At 73.3% G+C, this 13534-nt stretch carries 17 protein-coding genes; 9 read left to right on the forward strand and 8 right to left on the reverse strand.

Annotated elements, in window-relative coordinates:
- Nucleotides 1-3 precede the first annotated feature (3 nt).
- Together VIB11_RS12480 and VIB11_RS12485 are read right to left on the reverse strand one after the other, a co-directional pair.
- On the reverse strand, nucleotides 4-624 hold the full coding sequence (locus VIB11_RS12480; protein WP_332031555.1) for a hypothetical protein: 621 nt from the start codon (nucleotides 622-624) through the stop codon (nucleotides 4-6).
- Complete coding sequence (locus tag VIB11_RS12485) at nucleotides 621-1175, reverse strand: RNA polymerase sigma factor (protein WP_332031556.1); 555 nt, start codon at nucleotides 1173-1175, stop codon at nucleotides 621-623. Before VIB11_RS12485 ends, VIB11_RS12480 begins: the two co-directional genes overlap by 4 nt.
- A gap of 142 nt (nucleotides 1176-1317) precedes the next feature.
- Here VIB11_RS12485 and VIB11_RS12490 point away from each other — a divergent pair, with 142 nt between their 5' ends.
- Both VIB11_RS12490 and VIB11_RS12495 read left to right on the forward strand, forming a co-directional pair.
- Nucleotides 1318-1944: a superoxide dismutase family protein gene (locus VIB11_RS12490; RefSeq protein ID WP_332031557.1), complete on the forward strand. Its 627-nt coding sequence runs from the start codon at nucleotides 1318-1320 to the stop codon at nucleotides 1942-1944.
- The gene (locus VIB11_RS12495) at nucleotides 1944-2600 is read left to right on the forward strand and encodes a hypothetical protein (protein ID WP_332031558.1); all 657 of its coding nucleotides are present in this window, start codon (nucleotides 1944-1946) and stop codon (nucleotides 2598-2600) included. Before VIB11_RS12490 ends, VIB11_RS12495 begins: the two co-directional genes overlap by 1 nt.
- Here the strand turns inward: VIB11_RS12495 and lhgO are convergent.
- Genes lhgO through VIB11_RS12515 form a run of 4 tightly spaced genes read right to left on the reverse strand, consistent with a single transcriptional unit; the run spans nucleotide 2507 to nucleotide 6663 of the window.
- A complete protein-coding gene (gene lhgO / locus VIB11_RS12500) occupies nucleotides 2507-3718 on the reverse strand; it encodes an L-2-hydroxyglutarate oxidase (RefSeq protein ID WP_332031559.1) in 1212 nt (403 codons plus the stop codon). The genes VIB11_RS12495 and lhgO overlap by 94 nt on opposite strands.
- A 2-nt stretch (nucleotides 3719-3720) precedes the next feature.
- Nucleotides 3721-4761, reverse strand: a complete 1041-nt coding sequence (rsgA, locus tag VIB11_RS12505; protein ID WP_332031560.1) for a ribosome small subunit-dependent GTPase A — start codon at nucleotides 4759-4761, stop codon at nucleotides 3721-3723.
- 38 nt (nucleotides 4762-4799) lie between these two features.
- Entirely contained in the window at nucleotides 4800-6134 is a 1335-nt protein-coding gene (gene aroA / locus VIB11_RS12510) for a 3-phosphoshikimate 1-carboxyvinyltransferase (protein WP_332031561.1), read from the reverse strand.
- Nucleotides 6121-6663 (reverse strand): DoxX family protein, encoded by a 543-nt coding sequence (locus tag VIB11_RS12515; protein WP_332031562.1) that lies wholly within the window; start codon nucleotides 6661-6663, stop codon nucleotides 6121-6123. Before VIB11_RS12515 ends, aroA begins: the two co-directional genes overlap by 14 nt.
- A 76-nt stretch (nucleotides 6664-6739) precedes the next feature.
- Here VIB11_RS12515 and VIB11_RS12520 point away from each other — a divergent pair, with 76 nt between their 5' ends.
- Together VIB11_RS12520 and VIB11_RS12525 are read left to right on the forward strand one after the other, a co-directional pair.
- Nucleotides 6740-7648: an SOS response-associated peptidase gene (locus VIB11_RS12520; RefSeq protein WP_332031563.1), complete on the forward strand. Its 909-nt coding sequence runs from the start codon at nucleotides 6740-6742 to the stop codon at nucleotides 7646-7648.
- On the forward strand, nucleotides 7645-8310 hold the full coding sequence (locus VIB11_RS12525) for an alpha/beta family hydrolase (protein ID WP_332031564.1): 666 nt from the start codon (nucleotides 7645-7647) through the stop codon (nucleotides 8308-8310). Before VIB11_RS12520 ends, VIB11_RS12525 begins: the two co-directional genes overlap by 4 nt.
- Before the next feature lie 52 nt (nucleotides 8311-8362).
- Here the strand turns inward: VIB11_RS12525 and VIB11_RS12530 are convergent, their stop codons facing one another.
- A complete protein-coding gene (locus VIB11_RS12530) occupies nucleotides 8363-8908 on the reverse strand; it encodes a ferritin (RefSeq protein ID WP_332031565.1) in 546 nt (181 codons plus the stop codon).
- Nucleotides 8909-9046: 138 nt separating this feature from the next.
- Between VIB11_RS12530 and VIB11_RS12535 the strand changes: the two genes are divergently transcribed.
- Both VIB11_RS12535 and rsrA read left to right on the forward strand, forming a co-directional pair.
- Nucleotides 9047-9670 (forward strand): sigma-70 family RNA polymerase sigma factor, encoded by a 624-nt coding sequence (locus VIB11_RS12535; RefSeq protein ID WP_332031566.1) that lies wholly within the window; start codon nucleotides 9047-9049, stop codon nucleotides 9668-9670.
- Entirely contained in the window at nucleotides 9667-9972 is a 306-nt protein-coding gene (gene rsrA / locus VIB11_RS12540) for a mycothiol system anti-sigma-R factor (protein ID WP_332031567.1), read from the forward strand. Before VIB11_RS12535 ends, rsrA begins: the two co-directional genes overlap by 4 nt.
- A 128-nt stretch (nucleotides 9973-10100) precedes the next feature.
- On the opposite strand, the gene VIB11_RS17790 is transcribed toward rsrA, so the two are convergent.
- Nucleotides 10101-10175, reverse strand: coding sequence for a 50S ribosomal protein bL37 (locus VIB11_RS17790; RefSeq protein ID WP_369791897.1), 75 nt, complete (start codon nucleotides 10173-10175; stop codon nucleotides 10101-10103).
- 297 nt (nucleotides 10176-10472) lie between these two features.
- Between VIB11_RS17790 and VIB11_RS12545 the strand changes: the two genes are divergently transcribed.
- Genes VIB11_RS12545 through VIB11_RS12555 form a run of 3 tightly spaced genes read left to right on the forward strand, consistent with a single transcriptional unit; the run spans nucleotide 10473 to nucleotide 13406 of the window.
- Nucleotides 10473-10610, forward strand: coding sequence for a hypothetical protein (locus tag VIB11_RS12545; protein WP_332031568.1), 138 nt, complete (start codon nucleotides 10473-10475; stop codon nucleotides 10608-10610).
- 31 nt (nucleotides 10611-10641) lie between these two features.
- Nucleotides 10642-12090, forward strand: a complete 1449-nt coding sequence (locus VIB11_RS12550; protein ID WP_332031569.1) for an HD domain-containing phosphohydrolase — start codon at nucleotides 10642-10644, stop codon at nucleotides 12088-12090.
- Entirely contained in the window at nucleotides 12087-13406 is a 1320-nt protein-coding gene (locus VIB11_RS12555; protein ID WP_332031570.1) for an HD-GYP domain-containing protein, read from the forward strand. Before VIB11_RS12550 ends, VIB11_RS12555 begins: the two co-directional genes overlap by 4 nt.
- Nucleotides 13407-13534: the final 128 nt, after the last annotated feature.

Consider the following 13534-nt stretch of genomic DNA (forward strand, 5'->3'; position numbering starts at 1 on the left):
GCGCTACCCCAGGTGCCTGCTCACCTGCTCGGGCAGCCGGCGGTTGAGGGAGAAGAGCCGGCCGAGCACGGGCATGAGCACGATGTTGAGCCCGTGCAGCACGCCGATGATGAGCAGGATGCCGCCGATCCGCTCCACCTCGAACTTCAGCTGGGCCGCGGTGATGTACGCCCGGTCCGTGAGCAGCCCCCAGCCCCTGTCCGGCTCGAAGCGCACCGTGAAGAGGATGTATGCCGTGAAGATCAGGTAGTAGACGACGTCCGTCAGCACGATGTAGCTCTTGCCGGTGAGCGGGTTGTCGTGGAAGACGTCGGCGGCGTAGGCGCGGCCGAAACGCTTGATGAACGGCCCGAGCCACAGCGCGATCGCGATGAGCCCGAGCGTCGTGGCGATCTCGAGGGTCCACCAGGGCATGTCGACTCCCTCTCTCTCCAGGATGGTGACGGTGGCCGTGGCCGCGGCGACGGCCGCGACCCAGGCGGTGGCGGTGCGGTGCACGCGGCGCCGGCGGGACCGGTCGTCCTCGATGCTGCCGACGACGCGGGCGAACAGGTCGGGGGAGACGGTGCGCCCGGGGTCGCCACTGGTCAGGGCGTCGTGCAGGCGTTCCTCGAGGGCGCTCACGGCTCCTCCTCCGCGGTCGGGGACAGGGTGGCGGCCATGGCCCGCAGGCCGCGCTGGAGGTGGGTCTTGACGGAGTTGACCGAGACGCCGAGCGTCTCGGCGATCTCGGGCACGGGCAGCTCGAGGTAGTAGCGCAGGGCCACGCAGTCGCGCTGCCGCCTGGGCAGGGCGCGCAGGGCGGAGACGACCTCGCGGCGGGACTCGTTGTCGGACGCGCGGTCCTCCGCGGACGGCTCGTCGAGCACGGCCGGCGGCCGGTGCCGCAGGGAGACCAGGCCGCGGCGGTTGTGGTCGCGGGCCAGGTTGATGACGATCGAGCGCAGGTATGCCGCGGCCCTCGCCTCGTCCTGGATGCGGTGGCTGTTGCGCGCCAGCCGGATGAAGGCCTCCTGGACGAGGTCCTCGGCGGCGGTCTGGTCGTCGACGAAGAAGCGGGCCAGGGACACCAGCCGGCCCGCCTCGGCGGTGAAGAGCGCCACGACGAGCGGGTCGACGCCCTGCGCCGACCTCGTCTGCTGTGCCCCTGCGGCGAGCACCCCCACGGCCTCCATCGCCTGACAGACGCGCGCCGCGCCGGATCGGGCGACACGCGGAGGTGGCCTCTTCCGGCCGCCCCCACCTGTCGCCCGGAGCCCGCGCAGGCCCGTCGGTTGCAGTGTCAGAGCTCATCTTTGCGCACCAGGGAGGCACACCATGGGCACTTTCGTCCCCGACACACCGTTTCGCGCCGCACACCGGACCACGCACCAGGGCACGCCCCGGGCCTCGTCGGGGGCGGCTCGGCGCCGGCTGGCCGCGGGGGTCGCGGCGCTGGCCGCCACCGCGGCCGCGGCAGGGGCAGCCACCGTCGGTCCCGCCCAGGCCGGTCAGGGCGGCGGCGGCGACGGCACGACGCTGGTCTTCCAGAGCCCGCTGAGCGACCTGCAGACCGCCACGACCGAGCCGTTCGAGGGGGCGTCGGCGACCCTTCGCCTGACGATGGACGGCGGGGAGTCGACCTTCGTGCTCAAGGTCGCCGGCATCGACCGGTCGGCGGCGGGGACGCACTACGGGGCACACCTGCACACGGGGCCCTGCACCCCGGGTGACGGCGCCGCTGCCGGGCCGCACTACAACTCGGCCTCGCCGCCGGTCATCGACGAGGAGCACGAGGTCTGGCTCGACTTCGAGGTCACCGGCCGTGGCTCGGCGCGGGCCGTCGCCGACGTGCCGTTCGAGCCGGTGCACGGCGCGCGCTCGGTGGTCATCCACGCCGAGGAGACCGACCCCGCCACCGGCCTCGCCGGCGCGCGGCTGGCCTGCATGCCGGTGGTGTGGTGATGGCCCGGCTCTCCACACGCCAGGGCGCCGAGCGGCACGCCGGCGCCCGTCCCGCCGGCGCCGGTCCCGCCGGCGCTCGGCACGTCATGCTGCGCGGGGCGCTGGCAGGCCTGGGCCTCGGCCTGTTGTGGGGCGTCGCGGCACGGGTCTGGATGCGCCTGATGAACCCGACGAGCCCCGAGTTCAGCTGGGCGGGGACAGGGATGATCCTCACGATGGCGGCGCTGCTCGGTCTCGGCGTGGGCCTGCTGGCCGCCGCCAAGGTCAAGGGTGCCCGGCGCTGGTGGCGCCTCGCGGTCGTGCCCGGCCTGCTGATCTTCGCCAGCCAGGGGCTCTTGTTCCTGCCCGCCTTCGCCCTCGGCGGCCTGGTCCTCACGAGGAGGCACTGGGCGCTGCGGGCCCTCGGGGCGGCCGCGTCCGTCGCGATGGTCGTGGTGCTGGGGGTGCTCCTCGGTGGTGTCGACGAGGAGACCATGACGACCCTGCCGACGTCGGCCCTGGTCAGCGGCGTGGTCGGGTTCGTCCTGCTGTCGGCGGCGATGGCGGCTGCGGGGTCGGTGCTCTACCGGCCCTGGGCGCCGAGGACGCGCTCGGCGAGCATCGCACCGATGGGGAGCGCCGAGGTCGCCGCGGGGGAGGGCGCGTTGGCCACGTGAAGCTGGCGAGGGCTCTCGCGCAGCAGGAAGTCGTGCACGAGGGTCCCGTCACGCAGGACGGCCTGCGCCCTGATGCCGGCGGGGTGCGGGCGCAGGTCGTCCAGCGTGAGCTCGGGGCAGTACCGGCGGCACGCGGCGAGGTAGCCGGGCCTCCACACCGAGTTCCGCGCCTCGACCGCGCCGGTGCGCAGGTTGGCCCTGGCCACGCGCCACAGGCCGGGGAAGCGGGCGTAGTCGGCGACGTCGCGCAGCGAGACCCGGGCCTTGCCATAGCCCTCGCGGGCGAGGCCGAGCACGGCGTTGGGGCCGACCGTGATCCGGCCGCCGATGGTCGGGCTGAGGTGCACTCCCAGGAACGGCAGGTCCGGGTCCGGCACCGGGTAGACCAGGTGCCGCACGAGGCCGTCGCGCGCGGCGGGCAGCTGGTGGTACTCACCCCGGAAGGGCACGATCCGGAAGTCCGGGTCGAGCCCGCCGAGCCGGGCGACTCGGTCGGCCTGCAGCCCGGCGCAGGCCACCAGGCGGCGCGCCGTCAGGACGCCGCGGCCGGTCAGCACCCGCACCCGGTCGGCGTCCTCACGCAGGCCGGCCACCGCGGTGCTGGTCAGCACCTGCCCACCGGCGGAGCGGATGTCGTCGGCCAGCGCCGTGGCCACCTCGCGGTAGTCGACGATCCCCGACGCCGGCACCAGCAGCGCCTCCAGGCCGGTGACGTGCGGCTCGAGCTCGGCGAGCCGGCGCGGCCCGACCGGCTCGACCTCGACGCCGTTCTGGCCTGCGCGGTCGCGCAGGCCCCGCAGCCGGCCCACCTCGGCCTCGGTGGTGGCGACGACCAGCTTGCCGGGGGTCTCGAAGGCGATGCCGTGCTCGCGGCAGAAGTCCTTGGTGGCGCGCTCGCCGGCACGGCACAGCCGGGCCTTGAGCGACCCCGGGGCGTAGTAGATGCCGGCGTGGATGACCCCGGAGTTGTGGCCGGTCTGGTGCGTGGCGGGCTGTGGCTCCTTCTCGAGGACGACCACCTCCAGGCCGGGCCAGGCCTGGAGCAGCGCGCGGGCCGTGGCCAGCCCGACGATGCCCGCCCCGATGACGACGACGTCGCAGTCCACGCCCGGGGGCATGGCTAGTCGGCCGCCTCGCCGGACCGCGCCCGCAGCAGGCGGCGCAGCGACTCCAGCCGCGACGCCCCCGCGGGCCCGGCCCGGCCGGACTCCACCCACGCATCGAGGCCGCACTCCTCCTCGTCGTGCGAGCAGCCGCGCGGGCACTGCTCGGTGCCGGGCTCGAGGTCGGGGAAGTGCTCGATGACGTGGTCGAGGTCGACGTGGGCCAGCCCGAACGAGCGCACGCCCGGGGTGTCGATGACCCAGCCCTGGTCGCCTGGCAGCCGCAGCGCCACCGCGGAGCTCGAGGTGTGCCGGCCGCGCCCGGTCACGACGTTGACGTTGCCGATGGCGCGGTGGGCCTCCGGGACGAGGCCGTTGACGAGCGTGGACTTGCCGACCCCCGAGTGGCCCACGAAGACGCTGACCCGCCCGATCAGCTTGTCCTGCAACGCTTCGAGGCCGTCGAAGCCATCGCCGGCCGTGGACGTGACGATGAAGGGCACGTTGAGCGGGGCGTAGTTCGCCAAGAAGTCCGTCGGGTCCCTCAGGTCGGCCTTGGTCAGCACGAGGAGCGGGTCGAGACCGGCGGCGTAGGCGGCGACGAGACAGCGGTCGATGAGCCGCGGCCTCGGCTCGGGGTTGGCCAGCGCCGAGACGATGACCAGCTGGTCGGGGTTGGCGACGATGACGCGCTCGACCGGGTCGGTGTCGTCCGCGGTCCGGCGCAGCACCGACCGGCGCGGGGAGAGCTTGACGATGCGGGCCAGGGCGTCCGGGCTGCCGGAGGTGTCGCCCACCAGCCCGACGTCGTCGCCGACCACGATGCCCTTGCGGCCGAGCTCGCGCGCCCGCATCGCGATGACGGTGCGCTCGGGCAGGGTGCGGCCGCCGACGCCCGCGCGCACCAGCACCGTGTAGCGGCCGCGGTCGACGCCGATGACGAAGCCGGGGAGGGCGTCGTCGTGCGAGGGGCGGTCCTTGGACCGGGGGCGCGAGCCGCGCCGGCTGGGACGGATCCGGACGTCGCTCTCGTCGAAGTCCGAGCCGCGGCGGATCATGCGCCCGCCCTCATACGCCCGCCCTCATGCGCCCGCCCTCATGCGCTGGCTGCCGTGGCGTGGCGACGGCCTGCGATCATGCCGTCCCACAGGTCGACGAAGCCGGGGAGCGTCTTGGCGACCGTGCCGACGTCCTCGACGACCACGCCGGGCACCCGCAGGCCGAGCACCGCCCCGGCCATGACCATCCGGTGGTCGGCGTAGGTGTGGAACAGGCCGCCGGTCAGGGGCCGCGGCCGGATCCGCAGGCCGTCGTCGGTCTCGGTGACCTCCGCCCCGAGGGCGCCGAGCTCGCGGGCGAGGGCCGCCAGCCGGTCGGTCTCGTGGCCGCGGATGTGCGCGACGCCGCGGATCACGGTGGGGGAGTCGGCCAGCGCCGCGATGGCCGCGACGACGGGGGTCAGCTCGCTGGCGTCGTGGAGGTCGACGTCGACGCCGGACACCTCCCCGGTGCCGGTGACGGTCAGGCCGTCCCGGGCCAGCGACACGTCGGCACCCATGGCGTCGAGGATGTCGCGGATCGCGTCGCCCGCCTGGGTCGTGTGCTGCGGCCAGTCCGGCACGGTGACCCGCCCGGCGGTGACGAGGGCGGCGGCGAGGAAGGGCGCGGCGTTGGAGAGGTCCGGCTCGACCTGCACGTCGAGGGCGTTGACCTCCGACGGCTCGACCCGCCAGACGTCCGGCTCGGCGTCGTCGACGATCGCGCCGGCGTCCCGCAGGGTCTCCACGGTCATCTCGATGTGCGGCTCGGACGGCACGGGCGGCCCGACGTGGCGCACGGTCACGCCGTCGTCGTAGCGGGGCCCGGCGAGCAGCAGCGCGGAGACGAACTGCGAGGAGGCGGAGGCGTCGAGCGTGACGGTGCCACCCGGCATGCGGCCAGTGCCGTTGACGGTGAAGGGCAGGGTGCCGCGGCCACCGTCGTCGACCGAGGCGCCGAGCGCGCGCAGCGCCTCGAGCACCGGGCCCATGGGGCGCACCCGCGCCTGCTCGTCGCCGTCGAAGGCGACCGGGCCGGAGCACAGCGCCGCGACGGGAGGCAGGAACCGCATGACGGTGCCGGCGAGGCCGCAGTCGACGGTGCCACCGCCGCGCAGGGAGGCCGGGGTGATGATCCAGTCGGTGCTGCCGGAGGCGTCGGTGGTGGCGTCGTCGACACCGGTGCCCAGGGTGCGCAGGGCCTGCGCCATGAGGAGGGTGTCGCGGGAGCGCAGCGGGCGCCGCAGCCGGGACTGGCCACCGGCGAGGGCGGCGAGGACGAGGAAGCGGTTGGTCAGTGACTTGCTGCCGGGGAGGGTGACCTCGGCATCGACGCGCTGGTCGGCGACCGGCGCCGGCCAGTCGGGTGATTCAGGTGTGTCAGGTGAGGGCATCGTGGGCTGAGTGTGCGGCAAGTCTCGCCTCGCGCTTGGCGGCGCGGGCGGCGTGCCTCGCCTCGCGCCGGGTGGTCTTGGCAGTGCGTCCGGCCCGCTCCGTTGCGAGGTGCACGCGGTAGGCGATGCCGGGACGGCCCTCGGTGTCGACGGCCGCGAGCAGCAGGCCGCCGAGGATGCCGAGGTTCTTCAGGAAGGCGGTGCGCTGCTGGGCGCGCCGCGCCGGGTCCTTCTCCTCCCAGAACGGGTGCCCGACATACGTCGTGGGGAGCAGCGTCCCGGCGAGGAGCACGGAGGTGATCCGCGGCAGCCGGCCCATCGCGAAGAGCGCGCCGCCGCCCACCATGACCGCGCCGTTGGCCCGGACCAGCAGCTCCGGGTCGTTCGGCAGGTGCAGGGCCGGGGCGGCCTGCTCGGCGAGGGGCGCCAGCTTCGGTGCCTGCTTGGCCGGGTGGCGCAGCTGGTCGAGCCCGCCGACGACGAACATGGCGGCGAGCATCGGGCGGGCAACACGGCGGATCAGGCTCATGAGCACTCCTCGTGGGCTGGTGTCACGACAGGTCTACCGTAATGGCCGCCCCGTCGCCCTGCGTAACCTGTCCGGCATGTGCGGTCGTTATGCGGCAACAGCGAACCCGGGGGAGCTCGTCGAGGAGTTCGAGGTCGAGCAGGACCGCACGGGCGACCCCGCCCGCAGCGTGATGGCGCGCCCGCAGTCGCCACCGCCGGGCACACCCGACTACAACATGGCGCCGACCAAGCGGGCGCCCGTCGTGCTCAGCCGGGTGCCCCGCGACGAGACGACCGAGGGGTATGCCGCGGACGCGCCGCCCGTGCGCCAGCTACGGCTGCTCACGTGGGGCCTGGTGCCCAGCTGGGCCAAGGACACCAAGGTCGGCATGCAGATGATCAACGCCCGGGCCGAGTCGGTGCTGGAGAAGGCGTCGTTCAAGAAGGCCGCGGCGGGCCGGCGATGCCTGGTCCCCGCCGCCGGGTGGTACGAGTGGCAGAAGTCTCCGACGGTGAAGGACGCCAAGGGCAAGCCGCGCAAGCAGCCGTTCTTCACCCAGCGGGCCGACGGGCACCCCATCGCGATGGCCGGGCTCTACGAGTTCTGGCGGGACAAGACGGTCGAGGACCCGGCCGACCCGAACGCGTGGTTGACGAGCTTCACCATCATCACGACCGACGCCGAGCCGGGGCTGGACCGCATCCACGACCGGCAGCCGCTCATCCTCGAGCCGGAGGACTGGGCCGCCTGGCTGGACCCGAGGAACCAGGACCTCGACGAGGTGCGGCGGCTGCTGTCCTTCCACCGGGCCGGGCGCTTCGAGGCGTACCCGATCTCCACCGCGGTCAACGCCACCAGCAACAACGGCCCGCAGCTGCTCGAGCCGGTGCCGGAGTCGGAGCTCCAGGGCGTGGTCGACCCGATGACCGGCGAGGTCATCGGCGGGGAGCCGCCCGGGGCGGTCGGCTCGCAGGAGACGCAGGGTGGGAAGAACTCCCGGTGAGGCCGACCCGGGTGGTCGAGGTCGACACCCCGCAGGGCACCGCACGGGCGACCGTGCATCGGCCACCGCGGGCGGTCGGCACGGTGGTGCTCGGTCACGGAGCGGGTGGCCAGGGCTGGTCGGGCGACCTCGTCGCCGTGACCGAGGCGCTCGTCGCCGACGGGTGGGCGGTCGTGCTGGTGGACCAGCCGTGGCGGGTGGCCGGGAAGAAGGTGGCCACGCCGCCGCCGACGCTCGACGCGGCCTGGGTGCCCGTCGTCGAGGCGCTGCTGTCCGGTCGGGGCGCCCTGCCGAAGCCGCTGGTCGTGGGCGGGCGCTCGGCCGGGGCGCGGGTCGCCTGCCGCACCGCCGAGCGGGTGGGGGCCGATGCGGTGCTGTGCCTGTCGTTCCCGCTGCACCCGCCGGGCAGGCCGGAGTCGTCCCGTGCCGAGGAGCTGCTCACCCCCATCCGTGCGGGACTGCCGGTTCGCGTGGTGCAGGGCGAGCGCGACCCCTTCGGCACCCCGGACGAGGTGCGAGCGGCCGTGCGCGCACGGGTGCCGGACGCGGCATCCGTGTCGTCGGCACACGTTTCCTCAGCGCCGGGGACGCACAGCTTCGGCAAGGCGCCCGCCGGTGTGGTGGAGGCGGTGCGAGGGTTCGTCGGCGCGCTACGTCACTGATCGCGGATCCGGATCATTGACGTAGCCGGCTGCATGAGGGGCCGGGGCCGGCCTAGAGGACTCCGCCGGCCGCGGCCGGGGCCGACGCGTCGACTGCCTCGTCGCCGACCATCTCGCGGGCGAGGTGGTCCTCGATCTGGAACCAGTCGGTGTCGGCGCGCTCGGCGATCGCCAGCAGCGTGTTCATCGAGGAGACCTCCTCGACCTGCTCCTTGAGGAACCACAGCATGAACTGCTCGGCGAGGACGTCGCCCTCGCTGCGGGCCGCCCGGAACATCGCCTCGATCTGGCTGGTGACGGCCTTCTCCTGCTCGAGCGCCACGGCGATCGGCTCGACGGGCTTGCTGAACTCGTTGCGCACCTCGTCGACGCCGGGGATGGTCACCGGCCAGTCCCGGTCGAGCATGTACTGCACCATCATCATCGCGTGGTTGCGCTCCTCGACGCTCTGCGCGTAGAAGTGCGCTGCGAGCCGGGGGAGGTCGTGGGCGTCGAACCAGACGGCGATGGCGACGTACTGCTGGCTGGCCGTGAACTCCTGCCGCACCTGCTCGGTGAGGAGCTCGACGAACGTGGACTCGGGGTGGCGGGGGCTCATGCGGGGCAATCTACCGGCCGGGAATGACCGGGCCGGAGCGGCGGTTGACCCTTCAGAACCACGCCGAAGGGAGCTTGACCTGTGCTCGTGCTGGACGTGCCGCCGCGCACCCACGCAACGCCACTAGGCTGGAGTGCGATGACTGACACCCCCGCAAGCGACGCCACCGTCGACGTGGCCGCCGAAACCCCCGAGGCGCGCCACGCACGCTTCGAGCGCGAGGCCATGCCCCTTCTGGACCAGCTCTACTCGGCGGCGCTGCGCACCACGCGCAACCCCGCGGACGCCGAGGACCTCGTCCAGGAGACCTACGCCAAGGCGTATGCCGCCTTCCACCAGTACAAGCCGGGCACCAACTTCAAGGCCTGGATGTACCGCATCCTCACCAACACCTACATCAACAGCTACCGCAAGAAGCAGCGCGAGCCCCAGCAGTCCGACGCCGCCGAGGTCGAGGACTACCAGCTCGCCCGGGCCGCGTCGCACACCTCGAGCGGGCTGCGCTCCGCCGAGACCGAGGCCCTCGACCGGCTGCCCGACACCGAGGTCAAGCGGGCCCTGCAGGAGCTGCCCGAGGAGTTCCGCCTCGCGGTCTACCTCGCTGATGTGGAGGGGTTCGCCTACAAGGAGATCGCCGAGATCATGGACACCCCGATCGGGACGGTGATGTCGCGCCTGCACCGCGGCCGCCGTCAGCTGCGCGAACTGCTGACCGACTACGCCGCCGAGCGTGGCTTCGCGAACCAGGGGGCGTCGTCATGAGCTGCGGTCGCGGGCCGGGCGCCGAGGGCGCCGGCCTCGAGGGCATGGATCCCGAGCACGCCGACTGCTCGGAGGTCCTGCACCGGGTCTACGAGTACCTCGACGGCGAGATGACCGCGGGTGACACCCACAAGATCGCCCAGCACCTCGACGCGTGCGGGCCGTGCCTGAAGCAGTACGACCTCGACCAGGCGCTCAAGGCGCTGGTCAAGCGGTCGTGCCAGTGCGAGGAGGCGCCGGTCGCGCTGCGCGCCCAGATCATGACCCGCATCACGACGATCCGCCTGGAGATCCAGGACTAGCAGGTCGTGCTCCCAGGTCTCGGGCCGCCGGGGCCAGAGTCCGTCAGGCGCGCAACGGGAACGGGGCGCCCGGACCTCTCGCTTCAGCGATGGGTCCGGGCGCCCCGTTCGGCGTCTGTGGCGACTGCTCAGGCGTTGGGCTTGCGGCCGTGGTTGGCCGCGTTGCCCTTGCGCGAGCGGCGCTTGCGGGCGCGCTTGCTCATGGGTCACTCCGTTGCGTGAGGTGCTTCGGCGTCGTGCGCCGCGATCGCCGGCCATTCTCGCACAGCCCCGAGGCTGCCCTGAAACGCGGCGGGAACCCGCAGAAGTGCGGTTGCGCCTCCACCAAAACGCGGAGAGACATTAAGGATTTGGTCAAGAAACCGTTTGGGTTCGTGAAAATGTGGCATCAGCGGGCATCATGAAGGAGCCGAGGTGCCATACCCCCGCAGGTACCAGCCAGTGAAACCTGCGTTGCCGACGCGTATTGGTTGACAGCACAGGAACGAGGAGCCCCCGCCATGAAGGTTCTCACCACGATGTTCGAGTCCACCCTCGAGGCCAGCACGCCCCCGGTGTGGGCGGCAGACCTCCCGGAGCCGCAGCCCCTGTCGGCCGGCCCCCGCATCCAGACCATCTGGGGTTGGGGCGGTCCCTGATTTTCGTGGGTCAGCCGTCTAGATTTCTCCTATGACGGCTGACCGCGGGACGACCTCGTCTGCCCGCTCCGGTCGCAGCTACGCGACATACTGCTTCGTCGCCGCCACGTGTCTGTGCGCGGCGACGTTGCTCGTCCTGGGGTGGTTCACCTCGGGCTGGCCGGAGGACGTCCTGGCCCTGGTGGTGCTCATGGCCATGGGTGTCGTCAGCTGGCTCTGGCGCGAGAGCAACGTCGGCGGCCGCGTGCAGTTCTCGTTCACCAGCATCATCCTGCTGGCGGCCGCCGTCATGGTCGGCCCCCTCGGCGCCGGTCTCGTCGGGGCGGTGTCCACGGTCGTCCAGCCAGGCCGGGTGGCCCTGATCGTGCGGCTCTTCAACACGGCCCTGGGCAGTGTCATCGGGTCGGTGGGGGGTTTCGTCTACCTCGCGGCCGGTGGGGCCAGCGCCCAGTCCACCGTCCACGGCGCGTGGGGCCTCGTCGTGAGCGTCGGGCTGCCGCTGATGGTCGCCGACGTCGCCCAGTGCCTGGCCAACGCCGTCCTCCTGGCGGGGGTCATGCGGGCGGCCAGCGGTGTCCCGATGCGCGCCCAGATCGGCAAGCTGCTCAGCACCACCGGCCCGGCGTACATCGGCTACGGCATCATCGGCTTCCTCTTCGTCGTCCTCTGGATCCCCGCGATGGTGGGCCCCTTCAGCGCCGTGCTCGTCCTCGCGCCGCTGTTCGTCGCCCGCTGGGCCTTCAACCAGTACGGCGACGAGCTCCGCTCGCACGAGCGCACCCTGGACGCCCTGGTGGCCTCCGTCGAGGCCAAGGACCCTGCCAGCGCCGGCCACAGCGCCCGCGTCGCCCAGCTCTGCGAGTGGGCCGCCGAGGGGATGATGCTGGGCCACAAGGAGGTCCAGGAGGTGCGCACCGCCGGGATGCTCCACGACCTGGGCACCCTCGCCATCCCGTCGCGGGTGCTGCGGGCGCGGCGCGAGCGCACCGACGAGGAGCAGGTCGTGATGGCCAGGCACCCCGTGCACGCGGTGGCGATGCTCGAGGACATCGAGTTCGTGCGCGGGTCGCTGCAGGGCATCGAGCACCACCACGAGCGGTTCGACGGCCGCGGCTTCCCCTCGGGGCTCGCCGGCACCGAGATCCCCATCGCGGCGCGCATCGTCGCCGTCGCCGACGCCTTCGACGCGCTGACGACCGAGCGGGCCTACCGCGCGGCACTCACGCCCCCCGAGGCCCTCGCGGAGATCAGGAGCCGCGCCGGGACGCAGTTCGACCCCGCGGTGGTGGGGGCGCTGCGGCGGGCGCTGGCGCGGCATACCTGGGCGGTGACCGAGCGCAGCGAGGCAGTGCTGGGGGCCTCCGGTCACAACCGGGACCACGACGACCCCGAGTGCTCCGACCTCTACGCCGAGCGACCCGACCTTCGCGCGCAGGCCGGGGCCCGGCCGCCGCACGCCACGCTGGAGCCGCAGGCATGAGGGCGTTCGGGGGGCTGCGGCTGAACGCCGCCTGGGTGACCATCGGCCTCGCGGCCGCCGTCGTCGCCGCGTCGCTGTGGTTCTGCCTCGACGACCTGTCGTTCCTCGGGCAGCCCGAGGTCGTGGCGGTGCTGCTGGCGTTCATGGCGGCCATTGCCATCGGCGAGGTCGCCCGCCTGACGATCCTGGGGCGCACCGACACGGCGCCGCTGTCGACCGCGGCCGCGCTGGCGCTGGCCATGACCTCCATCTCGCCGACCGGCGAGCCGATGGTCAGGGCGTCGGCGGTCGTCGTCGCGACAGCGCTCGCCATGGTGGTCGGCATCACGGTGCACTCGCTGCGCCGTCAGCCGGTGGGCCTCACGGAGGTCGCGGCGCGCGTGGTCGGTGTGGCCGTGGCGGCGGTGCTCTACCGGCGGGTGCCGTTCGGGGGGCGCACGCTCCTGGGCTGGGAAGGGGAGTGGGACGACCAACGCTGGCTCGTCGCCGTCGTGATGCTCGCGGTCTCCTCCATCGCGGTCCTGGTCAGCCTCGGCCTGGAGGGAGCCGTCCGCGCCCAGCGGCAGCACTCGCCGATGCTGCGGACGATCCTCAACGAGTACCGCGAGGCCATCGGCCTGACGACGGCGCTCGTGACCACCGGCGCGCTCATCGCCCTCGCCGAGCAGGCGCTCGGCCTGCTCGCGCTGCCGCTGTTCCTCTTCCCGCTGCTGCTCACGCAGTTCGCGGTCCGCCGCTACGGCGCGATCCGCGAGACCTACCGCCAGACGATCAGGGCGCTGTCGCTGCTGACCGAGCGCTCCGGCTACACCCGCGAGCACCACGCCGCGCGGGTCACCGAGCTGGCGGTGGCCATCGGACGCGACCTCGGCATGCCGCCGCGCGAGATCACCGAGCTCGAGTATGCCGCGCTGCTGCACGACCTCGGTCAGGTCGCCCTGCGCGACCCCATCCCCGGTGGCGCGACGCTCCTGGCCGCCCCGGCCGACCAGCAGCGCATCGCCCACGACGGGGCCGAGATCGTGCGCCGGACGGGCGTGCTCGACAACGTCGCCGACATCCTCGAGGCGCAGACCACCCCCTACCGGCAGGTGCGCGAGTTCGGCGAGGACCTGCCGATGCCGAGCCGCATCATCAAGGTCGCCAACGCGTTCGACGACCTGTCGGAGGGCCGTCTCGGCGGGCTGGAGGAGGCCCGCGCCATGGAGCGGATCCACCTCGGGCTGGGCTACGAGTACGACCCGCGGGTGGTCGACGCCCTGACCCGCGTGGTGGAGCGCCGCCGCGGCCGGGCCACCCCCTTCGCCACCGCCTGACGCGGGCGTCGTGCGGGCGCCGGGCGGCGTAGCCTCGTGAGCATGGAGGAGCCGGCGGGTCACCCGAGGTGCCCGGTGTGCCACCACGCCGTGCGGGTCAAGGACGGCAGGTTCGCCGACCACCAGCG

The organism is Pedococcus sp., from assembly GCF_036554925.1.
GTDB lineage: Bacteria > Actinomycetota > Actinomycetes > Actinomycetales > Dermatophilaceae > Pedococcus_A.

Excerpts from the sequence above, each read along its gene's own strand:
- VIB11_RS12485 (WP_332031556.1), bottom strand. The coding sequence starts at position 1,175 with ATGGAGGCCGTGGGGGTGCTCGCCGCAGGGGCACAGCAGACGAGGTCG.
- VIB11_RS12490 (WP_332031557.1), top strand. The coding sequence starts at position 1,318 with ATGGGCACTTTCGTCCCCGACACACCGTTTCGCGCCGCACACCGGACC.
- VIB11_RS12495 (WP_332031558.1), top strand. The coding sequence starts at position 1,944 with ATGGCCCGGCTCTCCACACGCCAGGGCGCCGAGCGGCACGCCGGCGCC.
- lhgO (WP_332031559.1), bottom strand. The coding sequence starts at position 3,718 with ATGCCCCCGGGCGTGGACTGCGACGTCGTCGTCATCGGGGCGGGCATC.
- rsgA (WP_332031560.1), bottom strand. The coding sequence starts at position 4,761 with ATGATCCGCCGCGGCTCGGACTTCGACGAGAGCGACGTCCGGATCCGT.
- aroA (WP_332031561.1), bottom strand. The coding sequence starts at position 6,134 with ATGCCCTCACCTGACACACCTGAATCACCCGACTGGCCGGCGCCGGTC.
- VIB11_RS12515 (WP_332031562.1), bottom strand. The coding sequence starts at position 6,663 with ATGAGCCTGATCCGCCGTGTTGCCCGCCCGATGCTCGCCGCCATGTTC.
- VIB11_RS12520 (WP_332031563.1), top strand. The coding sequence starts at position 6,740 with ATGTGCGGTCGTTATGCGGCAACAGCGAACCCGGGGGAGCTCGTCGAG.
- VIB11_RS12530 (WP_332031565.1), bottom strand. The coding sequence starts at position 8,908 with ATGAGCCCCCGCCACCCCGAGTCCACGTTCGTCGAGCTCCTCACCGAG.
- VIB11_RS12535 (WP_332031566.1), top strand. The coding sequence starts at position 9,047 with ATGACTGACACCCCCGCAAGCGACGCCACCGTCGACGTGGCCGCCGAA.
- rsrA (WP_332031567.1), top strand. The coding sequence starts at position 9,667 with ATGAGCTGCGGTCGCGGGCCGGGCGCCGAGGGCGCCGGCCTCGAGGGC.
- VIB11_RS12545 (WP_332031568.1), top strand. The coding sequence starts at position 10,473 with ATGAAGGTTCTCACCACGATGTTCGAGTCCACCCTCGAGGCCAGCACG.
- VIB11_RS12550 (WP_332031569.1), top strand. The coding sequence starts at position 10,642 with ATGACGGCTGACCGCGGGACGACCTCGTCTGCCCGCTCCGGTCGCAGC.
- VIB11_RS12555 (WP_332031570.1), top strand. The coding sequence starts at position 12,087 with ATGAGGGCGTTCGGGGGGCTGCGGCTGAACGCCGCCTGGGTGACCATC.